We start from the raw sequence: 22,973 nt of genomic DNA, 5'->3' as shown, positions 1-22,973 counted from the left end.
TCCGGCGCCCGCCGTTCTCCTGAATCGACTGCGCGGCAGCCTGGCGTACGGAGCCTAGCGCCAGCCGAACAGCTCACGGGCATTGCGAGTGCTGGCTTCGGCCAGTTGCTCGCTGCTGATACCCATCCATTGCGCCAGGGCAGCGCAGATCTCCGGCAGGTGCGCCGGGCTGTTACGCTGGTCGGGGTACATGGCTGGGGCCATGTCGGGGGCGTCGGTTTCCAGTACCACCGCATCCAGCGGCAGCTTCGCGATCACCCGGTGCATGCGCCTGGCCTGCGGCCAGGTGGCAGCGCCGCCCAGGCCCAGCTTGAAACCGAGCCTGAGGTATTCCCGCGCTTCCTCCCAGCTACCGGAAAACGCATGCACGATGCCGCCACGCGTCGGTTTGTAGCGCTTCAGTGTGGCGACGGTCTGGGCGTGGGCGCGCCGCACGTGCAGCAGCGCGGGTAGCTCGAAGTCGACGGCGAGTTTCAACTGCGCTTCGAACAGCGGTTGCTGGCCCTCGCGATCGAGGTCTTCCAGGTAGTAATCGAGGCCGAATTCGCCGACGGCGCAGAGCTTTGGGTGGCCGGCCAGACGCTCCAGCCAGTCGCGCAGCGCCGCCAGGTCCTGCGGCTGGTGCTGCGGCAGGTAGACCGGGTGCAGACCGAGCGCGGCATGCACTGCCGGCTCGGCACAGGCCAGATCCCACACGCGCTGCCAGTTGCTGTTGTCGACACCGAGCACGACGACGCGCTCGATTCCGTGCGCCCGGCAGCTGTCGAGGATTTCGCGGCGGTCGCCGTCGAAGTCCGGGAAATCCAGGTGGGTATGGGTATCGATCAGCATGCCGGGCCGTTGGCCGGGGTTCCTTCGACGCAGAGGCGCTCGTGATGCTGCTCGATGCGCGGCGACTTGTCGCGCAGGCTGCTGGTGAAGCTGGCGACGAATTTCTGCACCTGCGCTTCCTCGTCGAAGCGCTTGGCGCGCTCCAGGCTGCCGGTGTAGCTGCCGTTGCTGGCGGCGTAGCAGGTCGGGTTGTTCGAGCAGGTCAGGGCGACGACCCAGTAGGGGCTGTTGATCATCACTCCGGCTTGGGCTGAGCTGGCGCAGGCGAACAGCAGGGCGGCGGTCAGTGTCTTGAGCATGGCTCAGGTCCTTAATCGGTATGCGCACGGGGTCGCAGATTGTCGTGTTGGTGGTACCCGGTAACCGTTCTGTCAACTCGGCGGGTTACACCGGTGCCCAGGCTATCGGTGCGCACGCATGGCAGCAATACGGAAGTTGTGCAGAGCAGATTGCTCGCGGCGCGGTCTATGTCCGGTCACGCCTGTTTTTGGACATCGCCGCCGGGGATTCGTCAGCCGGCCTGCTAAGGAGCATTTCATGCGCAATCGTTTACTGGGCCGGCATCGTCTGGCTGCGCTGGTGTTGGCTGCGGTGGCGTCTGCCGCTGTGCCTGCACACGCCGATCTGTTGATTTCCGAATACCTGGAAGGCAGCGGCAACAACAAGGCCGTCGAGTTCTACAACGGCTCGAACGCGCCGCTGGACCTGGCCGGTTACCGCCTGGAGTTTTACTTCAACGGCTCGGCCTCGGCCGGGCTGAGCATCGCCTTGAACGGCCAGGTGGCTGCCAACGATGTGTTCGTGCTGGCCAATGCCGCCGCCGAACCGGCTCTGCTGGCGCTCGCCGATCAGCGCAGTGGCGGTGGCTGGTTCAATGGCAACGATGCACTGGTGCTGCGCGACCCGGCCGGCCAGGTGCTCGATAGCCTCGGCCAGGTCGGCGTCGATCCCGGCGCGGCCTGGGGTACCGGCGACAATCAGACCCTTGACCGCACCCTGGTGCGGCAGGCGGCGGTCGGTGTAGGTGACCGCATCCTCGACGATGCCTTCGACCCGGCTCTGGAATGGCTGGCCTATCCCCGCGATACCTTCAGCCACCTCGGCCGGCATGGCGGGACGCCGCCGGACAACGGCGCCGGTCGCAAGGCGATTCATGAAATCCAGGGCGCCGCGGCCAGCAGCCCGCTCGTGGGGCAGACGGTGACCGTCGAGGCTGTGGTGGTCGGCGACTTTCAGGGCAACGATGCCTTGCGCGGTTTCTACCTGCAGGAGAGCGACGATGCCGTCGACGGCGACCCGCTGACCTCCGAAGGGCTGTTCGTCTATGACGGCGGCAGCGGCCCCGACGTCAGCGTCGGCGACCGGGTGCGGGTGACCGGCGAGGTGCGCGAATTCAACGGCCTGACCGAGCTGGCCGGGCCGTTGCAGGTCACCCTGCTGGCCAGCGACCAGCCCCTGCCGGGCATGACCCTGCTGGCCCTGCCGCTGCCCGGCCCCGACTACCTGGAGCGCTACGAGGGCATGCGCGTGTTCCTGCCGCAGGAGTTGACGGTGAGCGAGGTCTACAACCTCGGTCGCTATGGCGAGGTGACACTGTCGTCCGGCGGGCGGCTGATGACGCCGACCAACGTGGTGGCGCCCGGCGACGAGGCCCGCGCCATGCAGGCGGCGAACGATCTCAACCGCATCCTGCTGGACGACGGCCGCAGCGCGCAGAATCCCGACCCGATCCGCTATCCGGCGCCGGAGCTGAGTGCGGTCAACAGCCTGCGAGTGGGCGACCAGGTCACCGGTGTCAGCGGCGTGCTGGATTACTCCGCCGGCAAGTATCGCGTGCAACCGCTGGAGACGCCGACCTTCGTGACCGCCAATCCGCGCCCGGCCGAGCCGCAGGGGCTGGAGGGCGAAATCCGCGTGGCCAGCTTCAACGTGCTCAACTACTTCAATGGCGATGGCCAGGGCGGCGGCTTCCCCACGTCGCGCGGGGCTGACAGCCTGGAAGAGTTCCAGCGCCAGCGCGCCAAGCTGATCGCCGCGATTCTCGCCGCGAAGGCTGACGTGGTCGGGTTGATGGAGATCGAGAACGACGGCTATGGCGAGCACAGCGCCATCGTAGACCTGGTGAACGGGCTCAATGCCGGGTTGCCTCGCGGCCAGCGCTACAACTTCGTCAATCCGGGCGTGGAGCGCCTGGGCCGCGACGAGATTGCCGTCGGCCTGATCTATCGGCGTGACCGCATCCTGCCGCACAAGGCAGCGAAGATTCTCGACAGCAGCGTCGATCCGCGCTTCGACGACAGCAAGAACCGGCCGGCGCTGGCGCAGACATTCCGCCAGCGCGTCGGCGGCCAGCGGTTCACCGTGGCGGTCAACCACCTCAAGTCGAAGGGCTCCGCGTGCGGTGCCGGCGATCCGGATACCGGCGACGGCCAGGGCAATTGCAACCTGACGCGGGCGTTTGCCGCCCAGGCTCTGGTCGAGTGGCTGGCCGGTGACCCGACCCGTTCGAAGGATCCGGACATGCTGATCATCGGCGACCTCAACGCCTACGCCCAGGAAGACCCGGTGAGCCTGATCCGCGCCGCCGACTATGTCGATCTGGTCGCTCGCCACCTCGGCAAGGGCCATGGCTACTCCTACGTGTTCGGCGGCCAGTCCGGCTATCTCGACCATGCCCTGGCCAGCCCCAGCCTGGCGTCGCAGGTGCGTGGCGTGGTGGAGTGGCACATCAATGCCGACGAGCCGCACGTGCTGGACTACAACCTGGAGTTCAAGAGCGAACGGCAGCGCTCGCTGCTCTACAGCGCCGAGCCGTTCCGGGCGTCCGACCACGATCCGGTGGTCGTCGGCATCGACCTGAAGTAGCCCGATCCACTACCTGCGCCGCCCGGTCTGTCCGGGCGGTGTCGTTTTCACGGTGCCACCGCTGAACTAAGCCAGCCGCTCGGGCATCCATTGGGGACAGCCAAGCAGTTGGCGCTGCCGCACTCGGCGCGCCTGCTTGTGAGCAGTCACGCGGGCGCGGCCGGGTTGCAGCGCGCTCCAGGCCAAGGGGAAAGCGGGCATGGCAGACAGGCAGAGCACGAGACCTCTCACGATCACCCTGACCGGCGCGGTGGTGCTGGTGCTGGCACTGGCGCTGGCCTGCGGCGGTACCTATCTGGTGGCCCTGGGCGGTTCCTGGTACTACCTGCTGGCGGGGCTTGGCTTGCTGTTGGTCGGTGGCCTGATCCTGGCGCAGCGCCGGGCCGCGCTCTGGCTGTATACCCTGTTGTTGTTGGCCTCCCTCGCCTGGACGGTGTGGGAGGTGCGCTTCGACTGGTGGCAGATGGCACCGCGCATCGACCTCTGGTGCGTGCTCGGCGCCTGGCTGCTATTGCCGTTCATCGACCGGCGCATCGGTGTGGTCCGACGCTGGCGCGATGGTGCCAGTGCAGCGCTCGCCGCCAGCCTGCTGCTCGCCGCGCTGATGGCCGGCTACTCATGGACGCAGGACTACTCGCGCCTCCATGGTCGGTTCAGCGACGCGCAGATGGCGGGGGGCGCCCTCGCTGCGGCGGCCGTGCGCTCGGCCAATGAGTGGACCGCCTATGGCGGTTCGGATCGGGGCGACCGCTATTCGGCGGCCGATCGCATCACCCCGCAGAACGTCGACCGACTCGAACCCGCGTGGCAATACCACACCGGCGATCTGCCGGGGGAAGGCGACCCCGGCGAGTTCACCTACGAGGTGACGCCGCTGAAGGTGGGCGACTCGCTGTTCATCTGCACGCCGCACAGCATCGCCATCGCGCTGGATGCCGACAGCGGCGAGGAACGATGGCGCTTCGACCCGGCGATCAACCGCGATGCCGAGTACTACCAGCACATGACCTGCCGCGGCCTGGCCTACCACGATGCCGGCGCCTATGCGCGCACCGAGCCGGCGTCGCCCCTCGACCGGCGCTGTGCGCGGAGGATTTTGCTGCCCACCAACGACGCCACCCTGTATGCACTGGATGCCGACGATGGCCGGCCCTGCGAGGACTTCGGCGAGGGTGGCAGGGTCGATCTGAAGATCGGGCTTGGCGAGGGCGCGCTGGGCGTCTACCTGCCCACGTCGCCGCCGGTGGTCACGGAGAAGCTGGTGATCGTCGGCGGCTCGGTCACCGACAACGGCGCCGTCGACTCGCCCGGCGGGGTGATCCGCGCCTACGACGTGCGCAACGGCGCGCTGGTGTGGAACTGGGACCCCGGCAGGCCGCAGGCCACCGAGCCGCTGCCGCCCGGTGAAACCTATGTGCGCAGCATGCCCAACTCCTGGACCGTCGCTACCGCCGACGAGGCGCTGGGGCTGGTCTACATTCCCACCGGCAATCAGACGCCGGACCAGTGGGCGGTGCCGCGCGGCCCGGAGGCCGAGCGCTTCACCGACACCCTGGTGGCGCTCGACCTGGACACCGGCCAGGTGCGCTGGGAATTCCAGACCGTGCACCACGACCTGTGGGACCGCGACCTGCCCGCGCAACCGACCCTGGTCGATCTCGACCGACCGCAAGGGCGATTGCCGGCGATCATCCAGCCGACCAAGCGCGGCGATCTCTATGTGCTGGACCGGCGCACCGGCGAGCCCATCGTGCCGGTCACCGAGCAGGCCGTGCCCCAGGGCGCGGTCGAGGGCGACTACACCGCGCCGACTCAGCCGGCCTCGGCGCTCAGCTATGCGCCCGCGGAGCCGCTGCGCGAGCGTGATATGTGGGGCGGCACGCCGCTGGACCAGCTGATGTGCCGCATCCAGTTCCACCGGCTGCGCTACGAGGGCGATTTCACCCCGCCTTCCACCCAGGGCTCGCTGATCTACCCGGGCAACGTCGGCACCTTCAACTGGCCCTCGGTGGCGGTCGATCCGGATCGCCAATTGCTGTTCGGCGCGCCCAACTACCTGGCCTTCGTCTCCACGCTGGTCCGGCGCAGCGAGGTGCCGGAGCAGGCCCGCCAGGGCGGGGGAGAACTGGGCCTGCAACCGAATCTCGGCGCACCGTACATGGTCAGCCTCAAGCCGTTCCTGTCGCCGCTCGGCTTGCCGTGCCAGGCGCCGCCGTGGGGCTTCGTCACCGCGGTCGACCTGCATCGCATGGCGCCGGTGTGGATGCACAAGAACGGCACCAGCCGCGACAGCGCGCCACTGGGGATTCCGCTCCCCGTCGGCGTGCCGGCGCTCGGTGGGCCGCTGTTGACGGCGGGCGGCGTGGCGTTTCTCAGCGGGACCCTGGACTACTACCTGCGCGCCTACGATGTGAGCACCGGCGAGGAGCTGTGGAAGGGCAGGCTGCCCGCGGGCGGCCAGGCCACCCCGATCAGCTATGTGTCGGAGCGAACCGGCAGGCAGTACGTGGTGGTGATGGCCGGCGGGCACGGCTCGTTCGGCACGCGCATCGGCGACACGCTGACGGCCTGGGTACTGAAGGATTAGTCAGCGCGATCCGCCGGGAGGGTTTCACTCGGGCTTGTCGCGGGTGCGCGTCTGCGGCCAGTGCGCCAATATCTGCTCGGCGAGGGCGCGGTACAGCGGCGTCGGTGAGATGCGTGCGGACAGGCTGCTGGCCAGCAGGCTGGCGGCGAGGATCGGCAGCGCCATGTCCTGGCTGTGGGATAGCTCGATGGTGATTACGGTGGCGGTCAGCGGGGTGCGGGTGACGCCGGCTAGGTAGGCGGCCATGCCCAGCAGGCCGGCGGTTTGCAGGGTGATGCCCGGAATCCAGTCGGTGAGCCAGGGTGCGATGCCGGCGCCTACCGCCAGCGACGGCGAAAAGAGGCCGCCGGGAATACCGGCCAGGTAGGACACCACGTTGGCGAGGAACTTCCAGAGCAGGAACAGGCCATCGGTTTGCGGCTGGCCTTCGAGCAGGGCACGGGTCTCGGCATAGCCGGTGCCGAACACGTGCTGGCCCGAGACCAGCCCGAGCAGCGCCAGGAGCAGGCCGCAGGCGGTGGCAAACAGTACCGGCCGGCGCTCTCGCCAGGCGCCGAGCAGCGCCAGCGGGCCGCGCCGGGCCGGCAGTACCAGGCGGCAATAGAGCCCGCCGAGCACGCCGCCGAACAGCCCGCAGGCCAGCACCGCGAGCCAGGCTTCGCTCAGGGGCAGGTCCGCGCTGAGCTGGCCGAAGTAGCTGTAGTGGCCCATCAGGCCCAGGGTCACCATGCCGCCGATCAGCACCGCCATCAGGATCAGGCCGTTGAAGCTCTGTTCCATGCGCGAACTCAGTTCCTCGATGGCGAAGACCACGCCGGCCAGCGGCGTGTTGAAGGCCGCCGCGATGCCGGCGGCGCCGCCCGCGAGGATCAGCCCGGAGAGGGCATGGCGGCCGTGCAGGCCGAGGCGCCGGCCGAAGCTGAACATCACCGCCGCGCCGACATGCACCGTCGGCCCCTCGCGCCCGACCGATGCGCCGCAGAGCAGGGCGAGCACGGTCAGCAGCATCTTCGCCATGGCGATGGGCAGGGCCAGCAGACGCTGGCGCAACTGGCTGGAGGGCAGCTCCAGGCAGGCGATCACCTGCGGGATGCCGCTGCCCTTGGCTTCCTTCAGGTAGCCCTGGGTGAGCCAGGCGAGCAGCGCGAAGCCGGCCGGGGTGACCAGCCAGGGCCAGTAGGCGTTCTGTGCCAGGAGCCACTCGAAGCATTCGTACGCATGGTCGGCGAGCCAGGCGAAGGCCAGTGCGCTGAGGCCGACGAGCAGGGCGCCGAGCCAGAAGGCGGCTCGCTGGCGCAGGGCCCGCAGGCGACGGCGGCGTTCCCGCAGGCGTTGGGTCTTGGAAGGCGTTGACGTCTGGGGCATGGGCTCGGCGTGGGCGGTTCCTGACGGCCTAGTGTAACCGCTACGCGGTGGTCGGCCGTCAGGCCCGTGCACGCGGGCTCAGTGGTGTTCGCGGGTGGCGCGGAATTTCACGTCCGGCCAGCGCTCTTCCATCAGGCTCAGGTTGACCCGGGTCGGTGCCAGGTAGGTCAAGTGGCCGCCGCCGTCGATGGCCAGGTTCTCGTAGGCCTTGTCCTTGAATTCCTTTAGCTTTTTCTCGTCCGCGCAATCGATCCAGCGGGCCGACCAGACGTTGATCGCCTCGTAGGCACATTCCACCTTGTATTCCTCCTTCAGGCGGCTGGCGACCACGTCGAACTGCAGCACGCCCACCGCGCCGAGGATGATGTCGTTGTTGCGCTCGGGGAAGAACACCTGGGTCGCGCCTTCCTCGGCCAGCTCCTGCAGGCCCTGGCGCAGCTGCTTGGATTTCAGCGGGTCCTTCAGGCGCACGCGGCGGAACAACTCCGGAGCAAAGTGCGGGATGCCGGTAAAGCCCAGCGCCTCGCCTTCGGTGAAGGTGTCGCCGATCTGGATGGTGCCGTGGTTGTGCAGGCCGATGATGTCGCCGGCCCAGGCTTCTTCCAGCATCTCGCGTTCGCTGGAGAAGAAGGTCAGGGCGTCGGCGATCTTCAGGTCCTTCTTGATGCGCACGTGGCGCATCTTCATGCCCTTCTCGTACTTGCCCGAGCAGATGCGCATGAAGGCGATGCGGTCGCGGTGTTTCGGGTCCATGTTCGCCTGGATCTTGAACACGAAGCCGGTGAATTTCTCTTCGGTCGGTTCCACCACGCGTTCGTTGGCTGCGCGCGGCAGCGGGCGCGGGGCCCAGTCGACGATGGCGTCGAGCACCTGGTCGACGCCGAAGTTGCCCAGCGCGGTGCCGAAGAACACCGGGGTCATCTCGCCGCGCAGGAAGGCGTCCTGGTCGAATTCGTGGCAGGCGCCCTGGACCAGCTCCAGCTGTTCGAGGAAGTCGTCGTACATGTCGCCGAGGTGGTCGCGGGCTTCCGGCGAGTCGAGCTTGGCGATGATCTTGGTCTCGATGCGCTCGTGGCCATGGCCCGGCTGGTAGACGACGATCTTGTCCTCGGCGAGGTGATAGACGCCCTTGAAGTCCTTGTAGCAGCCGATCGGCCAGGTGATGGGCGCGGCCTTGATCTTCAGCACCGCCTCGATCTCGTCGAGCAGTTCGATGGGGTCGCGGATGTCGCGGTCGAGCTTGTTGACGAAGCTGACGATGGGCGTGTCGCGCAGTCGGCAGACTTCCATCAGGGCGATGGTGCGCGGCTCCACGCCCTTGCCGCCGTCGAGCACCATCAGTGCGCTGTCCACCGCGGTCAGGGTGCGGTAGGTGTCTTCCGAGAAGTCTTCGTGGCCGGGGGTGTCGAGCAGGTTGACCATGTGCTCGCGGTAGGGGAACTGCATCACCGAGGTGGTGATGGAGATGCCACGCTGCTTTTCCATCTCCATCCAGTCGGAGGTGGCGTGGCGGTCGGATTTGCGCGACTTCACGGTGCCGGCGACGGCGATCGCCTTGCCCATCAGCAGCAGCTTCTCGGTGATGGTGGTCTTGCCCGCATCGGGGTGGGAAATGATGGCGAAGGTACGGCGCTTGGCGACTTCGGCGGCCTGGGTGGTCATGGTCATTGCCTGCTGCGAATCGGGACGGCGGGGCATCGGCCCCGAAAAGGGGCGAGATTATACCGGCAAACCGAGCGCAGCAGGCAGGCCGGGTGTCAGGGGCGCAGGAACACGACGGGCATGGCCGGGTCTGCTTAGAAGAGTGGAAGGGGCCTGGTTTGTGCAGCATTCCGGACGTTTTGTTGAGGAAAAAAAACGAACGGGCGGTCGCAGGAAAAAGCACGGACGCCCAGGTGTTTTTTTGATTGATATCGAGGACCGCTGGTCCTAAAGTTCGCGCCCGAACGTCCATGCTGGAAACGATCCATCCGGCTCAAGTACTGACGACGAGAGATCGCCGAAACCGGCGTTACTCGGCGACATGCCTTGGGAAGTAGGCGAACCAAAGTGGGGAAACGGATTAGGCGTTCACTCTCACCCCTTCTATCCTTTCGTTTGTTGTTCCCATGGAGCCCCGAGCATGTCGACTCAGATCGAAGACTATTTCGCTCGCGATACCTTTCAGCGCATGAAAGCGTTCGCCGACCAGCATGAAACGCCCTTCGTGGTCATCGACAAGAAGACCATCTCCGACGCCTACGACCAGCTGGGCACCTGCTTTCCCTTCGCCAAGATCTATTACGCGGTGAAGGCCAACCCGGCGGTGGAAATCATCGACCTGCTCAAGGCCAAGGGCTCCAGCTTCGACATCGCTTCGATCTACGAACTGGACAAGGTGATGAACCAGGGCATCGGCCCGGAGCGCATCAGCTACGGCAACACCATCAAGAAGTCCAAGGACATCCGCTATTTCTTCGAGAAGGGCGTGCGCCTGTTCGCCACCGACTCGGAGGCCGACCTGCGCAACATCGCCAAGGCCGCGCCGGGCTCGAAGGTCTACGTGCGCATCCTCACCGAGGGCTCGACCACCGCCGACTGGCCACTGTCGCGCAAGTTCGGCTGCCAGACCGACATGGCCATGGACCTGCTGATCCTCGCTCGCCAGCTGGGCCTGGAGCCCTACGGCATCTCCTTCCACGTCGGTTCGCAGCAGCGCGATATCGGCGTATGGGATGCGGCCATCGCCAAGGTCAAGGTGATCTTCGAACGCCTCAAGGAAGAGGACGGCATCGTGCTGAAGATGATCAACATGGGCGGCGGCTTCCCGGCCAACTACATCACCAAGACCAACAGCCTGGAAACCTACGCCGAGGAAATCATCCGCTTCCTCAAGGACGACTTCGGCGACGACCTGCCGGAAATCATCCTTGAGCCGGGCCGTTCGCTGATCGCCAACGCCGGCATCCTGGTCAGCGAAGTGGTGCTGGTGTCGCGCAAGTCGCGCACCGCCGTCGAGCGCTGGGTCTATACCGACGTGGGCAAGTTCTCCGGCCTGGTGGAAACCATGGACGAAGCCATCAAGTTCCCCATCTGGACCGAGAAGAAGGGTGAGATGGAAGAGGTGGTGATCGCCGGCCCGACCTGCGACAGCGCCGACATCATGTACGAGAACTACAAGTACGGCCTACCGCTGAACCTGGCCATCGGCGACCGCCTCTACTGGCTGTCCACCGGTGCCTACACCACCAGCTACAGCGCAGTGGAATTCAACGGTTTCCCGCCGCTGAAGGCCTTCTATATCTGATCGCGTCCCGGCTGAGCCGAAGCCCCGCCATCCGGCGGGGCTTTGCTTTTTCTGGCGCCATGAAAATGGCTGTGTGACCGAGTTCCACCGGGAAGTGTAAAGAAACCGTAAAGACGCAAATTCCAGTTGATTGATAATTGTTCCTAAATAGAATCACGCCTCATTTCCCTGGGCGAGTGATTCTCATGAGTAAGCGCAGCAAGGTTGTTCCGCAGCGTCGTCTGCTGGCTTCGGCAATCGGTTTGGCAGCCGCCTCCCTGGCTCAAAACGGCCTGGCGGCGGCCGACAGCAAGACCGCGCAGCCACCGGTCGAGCTGAACAGCATGACCGCCACCGGCGAGCAGACCAAGGGCTACAAGGTCGACAAGGCGTCTTCGCCGAAGTACACCGCGCCGCTGCTGGACACGCCGCAAACCGTCACGGTGGTGCCCGCCGCCGTGATCCAGGAGCAGAATGCCCTGAGCCTGCGCCAGGTGTTGTCCAACGTCTCCGGCATCACCTTCGGTGCCGGCGAAGGTGGCGCCTATGGTGACAGCATCAATATCCGCGGCTTCAGCGCCACCAACAACCTGATGGTCGACGGCCTGCGCGACAGCGCCAACATGACCCGCTCGGACATGTTCAACCTGGAGCAGGTGGAAGTGGTCAAGGGGCCCAGCTCGGTGTATGCCGGCGCCGGTGCCACCGCCGGCTCGATCAATATGGTCAGCAAGACGCCGCACCTGCGGGCCCGCAATACCTTGCAGGCCGGCATCGGCACCGACGGCTATCACCGCCTGGCGGCCGATCTCAACCAGCCGCTGGATGGCATCGAGGGGGCGGCTTTCCGTCTCAACCTGATGGCCCATGAGAACGACGTGGCCGGCCGCGACCAGATCGATTACGAGCGCTGGGGCATCGCGCCGTCGATTGCCTTCGGCCTCGGCACGCCGACCCGCCTGACGCTGAGCTACCTGCACCAGTCCGACCAGAACCTGCCGGAATACGGTCTGCCGGCCATCGACGGCAAGGTACTGCCGGGCGTCGACCGCGACGATTACTTCGGCTTCCGCAATATCGACACCGAAGAGGTCGATGTGGACACCTTCACGCTGAAGGTCGAGCACGACTTCAACGACCTGCTCAGCCTCAGCAGCCTGACCCGCTACAGCGAGGTGGATAACCGCACCGTGACCACCCGCAGCTACGTGCAGACTGCCGGTGTCCCCGCAGGCCAGTACAAATATCGCACCGGCAGCGGGCGCGGCCGCGACACCACCACCAAGCTGGCGATCAACCAGACCAATCTGAACTGGAACTTTGCCACCGGCTTCATCGAGCACAACCTGGTGACCGGTTTCGAGGTTTCCCGCGAAACCATCGACCGCACCAACTTCGACAACAACCTGAATCTGGCCCAGGTCTACGACCTGGACAACCCGCCTGGCTACTACCGCGGCCCGCGCAATCGCACAGACCTGAGCACGCTCGATGCCCAACTGACCGATCATGCGCTCTATGCCTTCGATACCCTGTCGTTCGGCGACCACTGGGACCTGAGCCTGGGCCTGCGCTGGGAGCGTTACGAGGGCGAGAACGATACCCACACCTTCGCCGGCAATACCCGCGTTCAACTGGAGTCCTCCGATGAGATGGTCAGCGGCCGCATCGGTCTGGCCTATAAGCCGGTGGAGAATGGCACCATCTATGTGGCCTGGGGGAACTCCTACAACCCGTCGGCGCAGCAATTGGCGACCACCGGCACCGGCCTGAACGCCGGGAACGAGGACCTCGATCCGGAAGAGAACGAGACCTGGGAGCTGGGCACCAAGTGGGAGCTGCTGGACCAGCGCCTGGCGGTGAACGCAGCGGTGTTCCGGGTAGAAAAGTCCAACGCCAGGGTGCAGCTGGATGACGGCAGCTACGACCTGCAAGGCAAACAGCGCGTCGAGGGCTTCGAACTGGGGCTCTCGGGCAAGCTCACCGACAAGTGGGAGGCCTTTGCCACCTATACCCGATTGAGCAGCGAGATCATCGAGTCTCCCGGCAAGGACTGGGTGCAGGAAGGGCAGGCGCTGGCCAATACGCCCCCGCATTCCTTCAGCCTGTGGACCACGTACCAGCTGCCGGCCGATATCCAATTGGGCTATGGCGCGCAATTCGTGGATCGGCGCAACGTTGCTGCCGCGGGCCAGGCCAAGATACCGGCCTACTGGGTGCATGGCGCCATGCTCAGCTACCAGGTCAACAAGGAGCTGGGGCTGCAGTTGAACGTCAATAACCTGTTCGACAAGGAATACTACGACCGGGTGCGCACCAATGTCGGTACCGACGCGACCTCCGGCGGCTTGATTCCCGGTGACGGTCGCTCCGCCACCCTGACCGCCAGCTACACGTTCTAACCCGCCAGAGCCGCGTTAGCGAAGCCCCGCCGATCCGGCGGGGCTTCGCTGCGTCAGGAGAACACGCCGATGATGCTACGCATCCCCCAGGTATTGACCGCCGAGCAGGTTGCCGACTGCCGCCGGCTGCTACAACAGGCGCAGTGGATCGACGGCAAGGCCACGGCCGGCTTCCAGTCCGCCATGGCCAAGGACAACCTGCAGCTGCCGGAGGATTCGCCCGAGGCACAGCAGATGGGCGAGCTGATTATCCAGGCCCTCGGCCGCCACCCACTGTTCGTTTCGGCCGCGTTGCCGGCCCGGGTGTACCCACCGTTGTTCAATTGCTACCAGGGCGGGCAGTCGTTCGGGCTGCATGTGGACAATGCCATGCGCCAGCCGCGCGGCGGCGATTATCTGCGCACCGATCTGTCAGCCACGCTGTTCTTCACCAATCCGGACGAGTACGACGGCGGCGAACTGGTGGTGGAGGACACCTATGGTGCCCACAACGTCAAGCTGCCGGCCGGCGATCTGATCCTCTATCCCTCCACCAGCCTGCACCGGGTCAATCCGGTGACCCGCGGGGCGCGGGTCTGCTCGTTCTTCTGGATCCAGAGCATGGTGCGCGACGACGGCCAGCGCACACTGCTGTTCGACCTGGACAGCAGCATCCAGCAGATCAACCGCGAGCTGGGGCCCGGCCACGCCAGCAGCGTGCAGCTCACCGGCGTCTATCACAACCTGCTGCGCCGCTGGGCCAACCCATGAAGCGCCGGGCGGCAGGCGCCACGCGCTGCCGGTCGCGCTCGATAGATCCATTTCCCGTTTGACGGGCCAACCGGCCCGCCGCTTCCAGGTGATTCGCTGTGCTGAAGAAAATCCTGTTCCAGTTGCACTGGCTGTTCGGCATCAGCGCCGGCCTGGTGTTGGCGCTGATGGGCGTGACCGGCGCTGCCTACTCCTTCCAGGACGAGATCCTGCGCCTGCTCAACCCCGAGGTACTCAGGGTCGAGGTACGCGACAGCGGCGTGTTGCCGCCCGCCGAGCTGGTACGCCGGATAGAGGCCGCGCAGGATAAGACGGTCGTCGGGCTGTGGGTGGAACTGCGCTCCGACCGTGCCTCGCGGGTGACCTTCAGCCCTGCGCCCGGAGAGCGGCGCGGGCCGATGCGCTACTTCGACCCCTATACCGGCGAGCTGCATGGCGAAGTGCGCGGCCAGGGTTTTTTCCAGTTGACGCTGCAACTGCATCGCTTTCTCGCCATGGGCGATTTCGGCAAGCAGATCACCGCCGCCTGTACGCTGGTCTTGGTCTTCTTCTGCCTGTCCGGCCTGTACCTGCGCTGTCCCCGACAGATGGCCAACTGGCGCGCCTGGCTGACACTGGACTGGGCGAAGAAAGGCCGCGCCTTCAACTGGGACCTGCACGCAGTGGCCGGCACCTGGTGCCTGGCGTTCTATCTGCTGGCGGCGCTGACCGGGCTCTACTGGTCCTACGACTGGTATCGCGAAGGCGCCTCCCGGTTGCTCGGCGCCGGGCCGTTGGAGCAGCGCGAGAAGCCGCAGGGGCGGCGCGGCGAGTCACCTGCGGGGGCGCCACCGGTGATCGACTATGCGGCGCTGTGGAGCAGCCTCGAGCGCGAAGCCGGCCCGCGGCTCAGCACCTACAGCCTGCTGCTGCCACCGCGGGCGGGGCAGCCGGCGAAGGTGTTCTACCTGCGGGAGGACTCGCCCCATGTGAAGGCGTTCGACCAGTTGCAGCTCGATCCGGCGAGCGGCCGGGTACTGCGCCATGAGCGTTATGCCGAGAAGCGCTTCACAGCGCAATTGTTCGCCAGCGTCTATGCCCTGCACGTGGGCGAATACTTCGGCCTGCCGGGGCGCATCCTGGTGTTGTTGGCCAGCGCCGCCATGCCGCTGTTCTTCGTCACCGGCTGGTTGCTCTATCTCGACCGCCGGCGCAAGCGTCGCGCCGCCCGCCTGGCGCGCGTCGAACTGGCGGGCGAGGGCGCAGGCGAGCCTTGGTTGATCGGCTTCGCCAGCCAGAGTGGTTTCGCCGAGCAACTGGCTTGGCAGACCGCCGGGCAACTGCAGGCCGCCGGCCTGCCGGTACAGGTGCGACCGCTGGCCCGCCTTGACGAAGCGGCCTTGCGCCAGGCACGGCGGGCGCTGTTCGTGGTCAGCACCTTCGGTGACGGCGAGGCGCCGGACAGTGCGCGCGCCTTCGAGCGCCGGGTGCTCGGCCGGGCCCTGGGCCTGGAGCAGTTGAGCTACGCCGTGCTTGCCCTCGGCGACCGCCAGTACCGGCAGTTCTGCGGCTTCGCCCAGCGTCTGAACGGCTGGCTGGCGGGGCAGGGGGCGCGCAGCCTGTTCGCCCCCATCGAGGTGGATAACGGCGAGGCTGGCGCCCTGGTCGCCTGGCGCCAGCGCCTGGCCGAACTGAGTGGCGCAGAGGCTGTCGCCGACAGCGGCTTCGCCGAATGGACGCTGGTCGGCCGCGAACGCCTTAATCCCGGCAGCCACGGCGGGCCGACCTTCCTCCTGCGGCTGCGCCCGTTGGGCGTGGCCGACTGGCAGGCCGGCGATATTCTCGAAGTGCTGCCGGAGAACGACCCGGCCTTGCCGGCGCGGGACTATTCCATCGCCTCGCTGCCCGAAGACGGCGTGCTGGAACTGATCGTGCGCCAGGAGTGCCGCGGCGACGGCAGCCTCGGCCTGGGCTCCGGCTGGCTCAGCGAACGGCTGGAGCAGGGCGGCATGCTGCTGGCGCGGGTCCGGCGCAACAGCGCCTTCCACGCCCCGGAGGACGACCGCCCGGTGATCCTGATCGGCAACGGTACCGGTCTGGCCGGCTTGCGCAGCCTCCTCAAGGCGCGCATCGCCGCCGGTCGACGGCGCAACTGGTTGATCTTCGGCGAACGCCATGCCGCCCATGACTTCTACTGTCGAGACGAACTGGACGGCTGGCGTGCCGACGGTTGGCTGGCCAACCTGGACTTGGCGTTCTCCCGCGACCAGCCGGCCAAGCGCTACGTGCAGGACCTGCTGCGCGAAGCCCCGGCGCTCGAGCCGTGGCTGGCCGAGGGTGCGGCGATCTACGTCTGCGGTAGCTTGCAGGGCATGGCCGAGGGCGTCGAACAGGTGCTGGTCGAGCGACTGGGTGCGGCGGCGGTACAGCGCTTACGCGAAGACGGACGGTACCGGCGCGACGTCTACTGAAACGCTGGCGGGAAGCCGAACTTCCCGCTGGCCGCGTGGGGCTCTAAGCTTGCCCCATGAAAAGACGAATCCTGCTCAATTGCGACATGGGTGAAAGCTTCGGGGTCTGGACCATGGGTGACGATGCCCATGCCATGCCGCTGGTGGACCAGGCCAACCTGGCCTGCGGCTTTCACGCCTCCGACCCGTTGACCATGCAGCGCACCGTGGCCATGGCCGTGCAGCACGGCGTGAGTATCGGCGCGCACCCGGCCTATCCGGACCTGGTCGGCTTCGGCCGCCGGCAGATGGCCTGCTCGCCGGAAGAGGTGTTCGCCCTGCTGCTCTACCAGCTCGGTGCCCTTGAAGCCTTCTGCCGTGCGGCCAATACCCAGGTCGACTACGTCAAGCCCCACGGCGCGCTGTACAACGACCTGCTGCGCGACGATGCATTGTTCACTGCCGTGCTCGAAGCCTGCGCCGCTTACCGCCCCGGCCTACCGCTGATGGTGCTGGCGCTGGCCGACAACGGTCGCGAGCGACGCATGGCCGAGGCCATCGGCGTGCCGCTGCTGTTCGAAGCCTTCGCCGACCGTGCCTACCAGTCCGATGGCCGCCTGGCCCCGCGACGCCTGACCGAAGCCGTGCACCGGGAGCCCGAGCGCATTCTCACCCAGGCCCTGGCCATCGCCCAGGGCGAAGCCTTTCCCGATCTCGACGGCAAGCCGCTGCAGCTGCAGGCCGACAGCCTTTGCGTGCATGGCGACAACCCCGAGTCGCTGGCCGTGCTGCGCCGGCTGCGGGCCATGCTGGACGCGTCCTGAGGCCATGCTGCGCATCGAACCGGCCGGCGCCGAGGCTTTGCTGTTGGTGCTGGCAGAGCAGCCGGACGAACAGTTGCCGGTGCGCATTGCGCTACTTGCCGAACACATCCGCCAGGCCCTCGGCGACCGCCTGACCGACCTGGTGCCGGGTTGGACCACGCTGCTGCTGCACTACGACCTGCGGCTGACCGACCACCTGCAACTGGCCACGCAACTGGCACCGTTGCTGGAAGCCTGGTTGACCGAGCCGGCGCCCGAGCACAGCGGCCGCCTGCATGAGATCCCCGTCTGGTATGCCGGCGAGGACCTGCCGGAGGTGGCGGCCGCCTGCGGGCTCGATATCGACCAGGTCATCGCCTTGCACAGCGCCGGCGAATACCGCGTCGGCGCCATCGGCTTCGCGCCCGGCTTCGCCTACCTGGGCGGGCTCGATGCGCGCCTCGCGTTGCCGCGTCTGGCCACCCCGCGCACCAGGGTGCCGGCCGGCAGCCTGGCCATCGCCGAGCGGCAGACGGCGATCTATCCACAGGCTTCCCCTGGCGGCTGGCACCTGCTGGGGCGTTGTCCCTGGCGCTTATTCGACCCGTCCGCCGAGCCACCATGCCCGTTGACCCTGGGAGACCGGGTGCGCTTCGTCATCATCGACGAGGCGACCTATCGCCGCGAAGGCGGCGTGCCATGAGTGGGCTGCGGGTGATCAAGCCGGGCGCCCTGAGCCTGTTGCAGGATGCTGGCCGGCAGGGCTGGCAACATCTCGGCGTGTCGCCGGGCGGTCCGCTGGACGCGCATGCCGCGGCCTGGGCCAATCGCCTGCTGGGCAACCGATGGGGCACGCCGCTGGTGGAGGTCGCCCTCGGTGGCGTCGAGCTGGAAAGCCAGGTCGACACCTGGGTGGCACTGTGCGGCGCGGACTTGCCCATCGAGGTGGACGGCTATCCGCGACCGGCTTGGTCGCGCTTCCCGTTGCGCAGCGGGCAACGCCTGAAACTGGGTTTCGCCCGCGGCGGCCAGCGCGCCTACCTGGCGGTGGCCGGCGGGGTTCGCGCGTCGGCGGTATTGGGCAGCGTCGCCAGCCATGGCCGCGAGGGCCTCGGCGGCCTGCATGGCGATGGTCGGCCGTTGCAGGCGGGCGATTGCCTGCCATGTACCGCCGCCGAGCGGGAACGCTGCGCCCGCGTGCCCTGGCCGTATGTGCCCGATTACCGGCAGACGCCGCTGCTGCGGGTGATCACCGGCGGCGACGCGGCGAGCTTCCATGAAGACCAGTTGCAGGCGTTCTTCGCCCAGCCCTGGCAGCTCAGCGCCCGTTCCGACCGCATGGGCGCGCGCCTGCAGGGCGAGGCGCTGCGGGTACCGGCACGCCAGTGGTCGCTGGGCATCGCCAGCGGTGCCATCCAGGTGCCGCCCGACGGCCAGCCGATCATCCTCATGGCCGACCGCCAGACCATGGGCGGCTATCCCATTCTCGGCTGGCTGCATCCGCTGGACCTGTCCCGCCTGGCCCAGCAACCGGCCCACGCCACCCTGCGTTTCACCGCCGTCAGCCTGAGCGACGCCCAGACCGAGGTGCGGGAGTTCTATCGGTTCTTCGGGCGGTAGAGGGTGGCTCAGTCTTCTAGGGACGCATGACGACCCGGTTGCTAATGTGGGAACGCGCGGATGTATTCCACCGTATGTATCTACCCTGTAGAAAATTTTTCCCATGAGGACGGCCACCGAATGAAGTTGCATGATTGTGCTGTGGCGGGTGATATCCCTGGCATGGTGTGCGAGCTGGAGTCTGGAGTGGCCGTTGATGCGCTGGACAATTCTGGCAATACGGCTCTGATGCTGGCGGCAGCGTCGCCAGATGCCGGTACGGAAGTTTTGCGCTTTCTGCTCGAACAAGGAGCGGATATATGCCATCAAGGCGGACGATGGGCGACATCGGCCCTGAGTCTGGCTGTCTGCTCCTGGGATACTGCCAAAGTTGGGCTTTTGATCGGCGCGGGTGCAGATCCGGATGGCACATTGGCGTTATCGAAAGCAGTGGCACACCCTCGGGTTTCATTGGACATGGTCGCGTTTTTGCTGACTCATGGTGCTCGACTGGAGGCGATCTATCAGCGGACCAATGGCCCCTCTCCTATGTTGGCAGCATCTAGGAATGGGCGTTTTGATGTTATCCACTTGCTGTTGAAGGCTGGTGCGGATGACCTGCGGTTGCGCTGGACGCCGCTTCTGCGGTCCGTCGCTGTGGGTACGCTGGCCGGCGTCGGAGCGTCGTTGCTGGATGAGGTCGACCTCTCGGCTCAAGATGCCTGGGGTCGTACGCCGTGGTTGCTGGCGGTGGAAGTGGGAGACATCCCAAAGGCGAAACTGGTGATGGACGCCGGTGCGGATATAACTGCGCGCGGACATTGCGGTCAACCTCCGCTGATGTATGCCGTGAAAGAAGACGTGCGCATGTTGCGTTGGTTGATTTCACTGGGAGTTGATTTGGAGAGTGCTGATGAATTTGGCAATACGGCCCTCGTCGAAGCCGTGAGTCAGGCGTGTTTGCCCGCGGCGCAGATCTTGTTGGCGGCTGGGGCGTCGATCAACTCTAGAGTTGTTGAGAGTGTCGACGATGTCGACATGGCCAGATTGCTGACGCGCCATGGTGTCAGGCTGGAGGAGTTCGAGTTTTCCATGCGCAGCCAGATCATCGGCTGCCGAGGTGACGGAATACTACGGGCGAGCGAGGCTGAATTTCACATGGCCGGACACCGCCGTTTCGGAGCTACTAATCCGGAGCGGCAAGACTTTGCCTATTGGCTAGATATGGTTGATTGCCGAGCGAGCGCGTGGGCGGCGGAGGTTGCGTTCGCCGTCCAGCAGCGTGTGGAACCCGGAAACCCAATCTGGTGCTTCGAGCGTTTTGGCTGTTCGGTTACCGCTTTGCCCGATGGACGATTTGTCGAAATCGGTGGCGAACATGAAGACTTTTACGACCCCAACTTTTGCATCTACAACGATGTAGTCGTACACGATGGTAGTGGAGGCATCCGGATATATGGCTACCCACGGGGAGTATTTCCGCCTACCGATTTTCATTCGGCTACGTTGGTGGGGGATTACATCTATATCATCGGTTGCCTCGGTTACCGAGAGGACAGGCGGCTTGGGTTCACGCCAGTCTACCGACTGCATTGCCATACGTTCGTGATTGAGCCTGTTTTTACTGAGGGAAATTGTCCAGGCTGGATTTACGAACATAAAGCGGAATTAATCGGGGATGGCGTAATACGTATCACGGGCGGAATGCAGGTTTTGGCTATTGGCGAAGCAGGTGTGCCCAATGAGCGATGCTGGCGTCTCGATCTATCGACTCAGTCCTGGTCGAAGGAAGGTATGGGGGGTATTTCCTGACCGCGCGCTCGCCAGGCTGCGTAGGTTGCGGTTGAGGGACGCAGTCCCCGAAGCCCAACGACAATGCTCTGCCGGGCCAAGGCGTTCGGCCTGGCCTCGGCTCTCCTCTGCGAGACATCGTCGCTGGGCTGCGCCGCAACCGGCCTACGCGTTGATCACCTCGGCGTGGTGGCAAGCGACCTGGCGGGCGTCGAGCAGGCGCAGTTGCGGTTCTTCGATGGCACAACGCTCGGTGGCGTAGGGGCAGCGTTTGTGGAAGGCGCAGCCGCTCGGCGGGTCGAGCGGGTTGGGCAGTTCGCCGGCGATCTTGATCTTCGGCTTGGCCGGGTCCGGGTGGATGCTCGGTGTGGCCGACAGCAGGGCCTTGGTGTAGGGATGCAGCGGGCGTTCGTAGATTAGCTCGCTGGGGCCCATTTCCGCCGGGCGGCCGAGGTACATCACCAGCACCTGGTCGGCGACGTGCTGCACCACCGAGAGGTTGTGGGAGATGAACACGTAGGCGGTGTTGAACTCTTCCTGCAGGTCCATGAACAGGTTGAGCACCTGGGCCTGGATGGACACGTCGAGCGCCGAAGTCGGCTCGTCGGCGACGACGATCTTCGGATTGAGCATCATCGCCCGAGCAATCGCGATGCGCTGGCGCTGGCCGCCGGAGAACATGTGCGGGTAGCGCTGGTAGTGCTCGGGGCGCAAGCCGACCTGCTGCATCATGTTCTGCACCTGCTCGCGGCGTTCGGCACGGGAGAGGCGGGTGTTGATCAACAGCGGTTCGGCCAACTGGTCGCCGATCTTCTGCCGCGGGTTGAGCGAGGCGTAGGGACTCTGGAAGACCATCTGCACATCGCGGCGCAATTGCTGGCGTTCGGCCTTGCTGGCGCCGGCGACTTCCTTGCCGGCGATGCGCAGCGAGCCGGAGGAGGGTTCCTCGATCAGGGTCAGCGCGCGGGCCAGGGTCGACTTGCCGCAGCCGGACTCGCCGACCACCGCCAGCGTCTTGCCGGCCTCCAGCTCGAACGACACGCCGTTCAAGGCGCGCACGGTGGCGTTGGGCTTGAACAGGCCGCGGGATATCTCGTAGTGACGGGTCAGGTCGCTGGTGCTCAGGACGGCGGACATCAAGCAACCTCCATGGACAGGTTGAGCGGGTAGAAACAGCGCACCGCGCCATTGGCGTGGGCATCCAGGCCGGGCCGGCGTTCACGGCACTGGGCCTGGGCGTAGGGGCAGCGCGGCGACAGCAGGCAGCCCTGCGGACGGTCGTAGCGACCGGGCACGATGCCTGGCAGAGTCGAGAGCCGGCGCGCGCCCTGGCTGTGCTCGGGAATCGCCGCCAGCAACGCTTCGGTGTAGGGATGGGTGGGGGCGTCGAACAGGTGCGGCACCCGGCCGACCTCCACGGCTTGGCCGGCGTACATCACGCAGACGCGCTGGGCGGTTTCCGCCACCACGGCGAGGTCGTGGGTGATCAGCACCAGGCCCATGTTCTGGTCGCGCTGCAGGTCCAGCAGCAGGTCCATGATCTGCGCCTGGATGGTCACATCGAGCGCGGTGGTCGGCTCGTCGGCGATCAGCAGCTTGGGCTCGCCGGCGATGGCCATGGCGATTGCCACGCGCTGGCTCATGCCGCCGGAAAGCTGGTGCGGGTAGGCGTCCAGGCGGCTGGCGGCGCCGGGGATTTCCACCCGTTCGAGCAGTTCCTGGGCGCGCTTGCGCGCGGCGCGGCGGTCCATGCCCAGATGCTGGCGCAGCACCTCCTCGATCTGGAAGCCGACGGTGTAGCTGGGATTCAGCGCGGTCATCGGATCCTGGAACACCATCGCCAGGTCCTTGCCGACGATGTGCCGGCGCTGGCGGCCCTTGAGCTTGAGCATGTCGGTGCCGTCGAAGCGCAGGCTGTCGGCGCGAACGATGCCGGGGGCGTCGATCAGGCCCATCAGCGCCATCATGGTTACCGATTTGCCGGAGCCGGACTCGCCGACGATGGCCAGCACCTCGCCCTTGTCCACGGTCAGGTCGAGGCCGTCCACCACCGGTACGGCATTGGCGTCGCCGAAGCGCACGCTGAGATTCTTGATTTCCAGCAGGCTCATGCGGCGGTCTCCTGGCGGGGTATGGGTTGTAGGGGCGGATTTATTCGCCGGGCATGACCCCGTTGGGCGAATGAATTCGCCCCTACAGGGAAAGCAGTTGTGGATTCGTAGGATGGGGTGAGCGCAGCGATACCCATCAGGCGTTCGGCTCCTACAGGTACGGTTTGGGCCATGG

General features: G+C 66.2%; 16 protein-coding genes. 10 read left to right on the top strand and 6 right to left on the bottom strand.

Annotated features, from left to right (window positions below):
* Positions 1-54 precede the first annotated feature (54 nt).
* Entirely contained in the window at positions 55-831 is a 777-nt protein-coding gene (locus ACWKV7_RS10785; protein ID WP_483857660.1) for a TatD family hydrolase, read from the bottom strand.
* Complete coding sequence (locus tag ACWKV7_RS10780) at positions 825-1,130, bottom strand: hypothetical protein (RefSeq protein ID WP_483857659.1); 306 nt, start codon at positions 1,128-1,130, stop codon at positions 825-827. The genes ACWKV7_RS10785 and ACWKV7_RS10780 overlap by 7 nt, the downstream gene beginning before the upstream one ends.
* A 238-nt stretch (positions 1,131-1,368) precedes the next feature.
* On the opposite strand from ACWKV7_RS10780, the gene ACWKV7_RS10775 reads away from it, so the two are divergent.
* Both ACWKV7_RS10775 and ACWKV7_RS10770 read left to right on the top strand, forming a co-directional pair.
* Positions 1,369-3,696 carry an ExeM/NucH family extracellular endonuclease gene (locus tag ACWKV7_RS10775; RefSeq protein WP_483857658.1) on the top strand — a complete coding sequence of 776 codons (2,328 nt, stop codon included), beginning with the start codon at positions 1,369-1,371 and terminating at the stop codon, positions 3,694-3,696.
* Between the two features lie 199 nt (positions 3,697-3,895).
* The gene (locus tag ACWKV7_RS10770; protein WP_483857657.1) at positions 3,896-6,283 is read left to right on the top strand and encodes a membrane-bound PQQ-dependent dehydrogenase, glucose/quinate/shikimate family; all 2,388 of its coding nucleotides are present in this window, start codon (positions 3,896-3,898) and stop codon (positions 6,281-6,283) included.
* Positions 6,284-6,307: 24 nt separating this feature from the next.
* On the opposite strand, the gene ACWKV7_RS10765 is transcribed toward ACWKV7_RS10770, so the two are convergent.
* Both ACWKV7_RS10765 and ACWKV7_RS10760 read right to left on the bottom strand, forming a co-directional pair.
* Positions 6,308-7,648, bottom strand: coding sequence for a chloride channel protein (locus tag ACWKV7_RS10765; protein WP_483857656.1), 1,341 nt, complete (start codon positions 7,646-7,648; stop codon positions 6,308-6,310).
* A gap of 78 nt (positions 7,649-7,726) precedes the next feature.
* Positions 7,727-9,310, bottom strand: a complete 1,584-nt coding sequence (locus ACWKV7_RS10760; protein WP_483857674.1) for a peptide chain release factor 3 — start codon at positions 9,308-9,310, stop codon at positions 7,727-7,729.
* 460 nt (positions 9,311-9,770) lie between these two features.
* Between ACWKV7_RS10760 and ACWKV7_RS10755 the strand changes: the two genes are divergently transcribed.
* The 8 genes from ACWKV7_RS10755 to ACWKV7_RS10720 all read left to right on the top strand — a co-directional run bounded on the left by ACWKV7_RS10755 (position 9,771) and on the right by ACWKV7_RS10720 (position 20,708).
* A complete protein-coding gene (locus ACWKV7_RS10755) occupies positions 9,771-10,934 on the top strand; it encodes a type III PLP-dependent enzyme (RefSeq protein ID WP_483857655.1) in 1,164 nt (387 codons plus the stop codon).
* 185 nt (positions 10,935-11,119) lie between these two features.
* Positions 11,120-13,315 carry a TonB-dependent receptor gene (locus tag ACWKV7_RS10750; RefSeq protein WP_483857654.1) on the top strand — a complete coding sequence of 732 codons (2,196 nt, stop codon included), beginning with the start codon at positions 11,120-11,122 and terminating at the stop codon, positions 13,313-13,315.
* 69 nt (positions 13,316-13,384) lie between these two features.
* Positions 13,385-14,065: a Fe2+-dependent dioxygenase gene (locus ACWKV7_RS10745; RefSeq protein ID WP_483857653.1), complete on the top strand. Its 681-nt coding sequence runs from the start codon at positions 13,385-13,387 to the stop codon at positions 14,063-14,065.
* 98 nt (positions 14,066-14,163) lie between these two features.
* On the top strand, positions 14,164-16,515 hold the full coding sequence (locus ACWKV7_RS10740; protein ID WP_483857652.1) for a PepSY domain-containing protein: 2,352 nt from the start codon (positions 14,164-14,166) through the stop codon (positions 16,513-16,515).
* A 56-nt stretch (positions 16,516-16,571) separates the two neighbouring features.
* Positions 16,572-17,318 carry a 5-oxoprolinase subunit PxpA gene (locus ACWKV7_RS10735; protein ID WP_483857651.1) on the top strand — a complete coding sequence of 249 codons (747 nt, stop codon included), beginning with the start codon at positions 16,572-16,574 and terminating at the stop codon, positions 17,316-17,318.
* Positions 17,319-17,322: 4 nt separating this feature from the next.
* Positions 17,323-18,000 (top strand): 5-oxoprolinase subunit PxpB, encoded by a 678-nt coding sequence (gene pxpB / locus ACWKV7_RS10730; RefSeq protein ID WP_483857650.1) that lies wholly within the window; start codon positions 17,323-17,325, stop codon positions 17,998-18,000.
* Positions 17,997-18,917, top strand: a complete 921-nt coding sequence (locus ACWKV7_RS10725) for a 5-oxoprolinase subunit C family protein (RefSeq protein WP_483857649.1) — start codon at positions 17,997-17,999, stop codon at positions 18,915-18,917. The genes pxpB and ACWKV7_RS10725 overlap by 4 nt, the downstream gene beginning before the upstream one ends.
* Positions 18,918-19,037: 120 nt before the next feature.
* Positions 19,038-20,708, top strand: coding sequence for an ankyrin repeat domain-containing protein (locus ACWKV7_RS10720; RefSeq protein WP_483857648.1), 1,671 nt, complete (start codon positions 19,038-19,040; stop codon positions 20,706-20,708).
* A gap of 144 nt (positions 20,709-20,852) precedes the next feature.
* On the opposite strand, the gene ACWKV7_RS10715 is transcribed toward ACWKV7_RS10720, so the two are convergent.
* The gene (locus ACWKV7_RS10715; protein ID WP_483857647.1) at positions 20,853-21,824 is read right to left on the bottom strand and encodes a peptide ABC transporter ATP-binding protein; all 972 of its coding nucleotides are present in this window, start codon (positions 21,822-21,824) and stop codon (positions 20,853-20,855) included.
* Positions 21,824-22,798 (bottom strand): ABC transporter ATP-binding protein, encoded by a 975-nt coding sequence (locus tag ACWKV7_RS10710; RefSeq protein WP_483857646.1) that lies wholly within the window; start codon positions 22,796-22,798, stop codon positions 21,824-21,826. The genes ACWKV7_RS10715 and ACWKV7_RS10710 overlap by 1 nt, the downstream gene beginning before the upstream one ends.
* Positions 22,799-22,973 lie beyond the last annotated feature (175 nt).

The sequence above is a fragment of the Zestomonas ipomoeae genome, from assembly GCF_057128665.1.
Note: the sequence above shows the minus strand (reverse complement) of the source record. Positions and strands in the feature narration are given on the sequence as shown.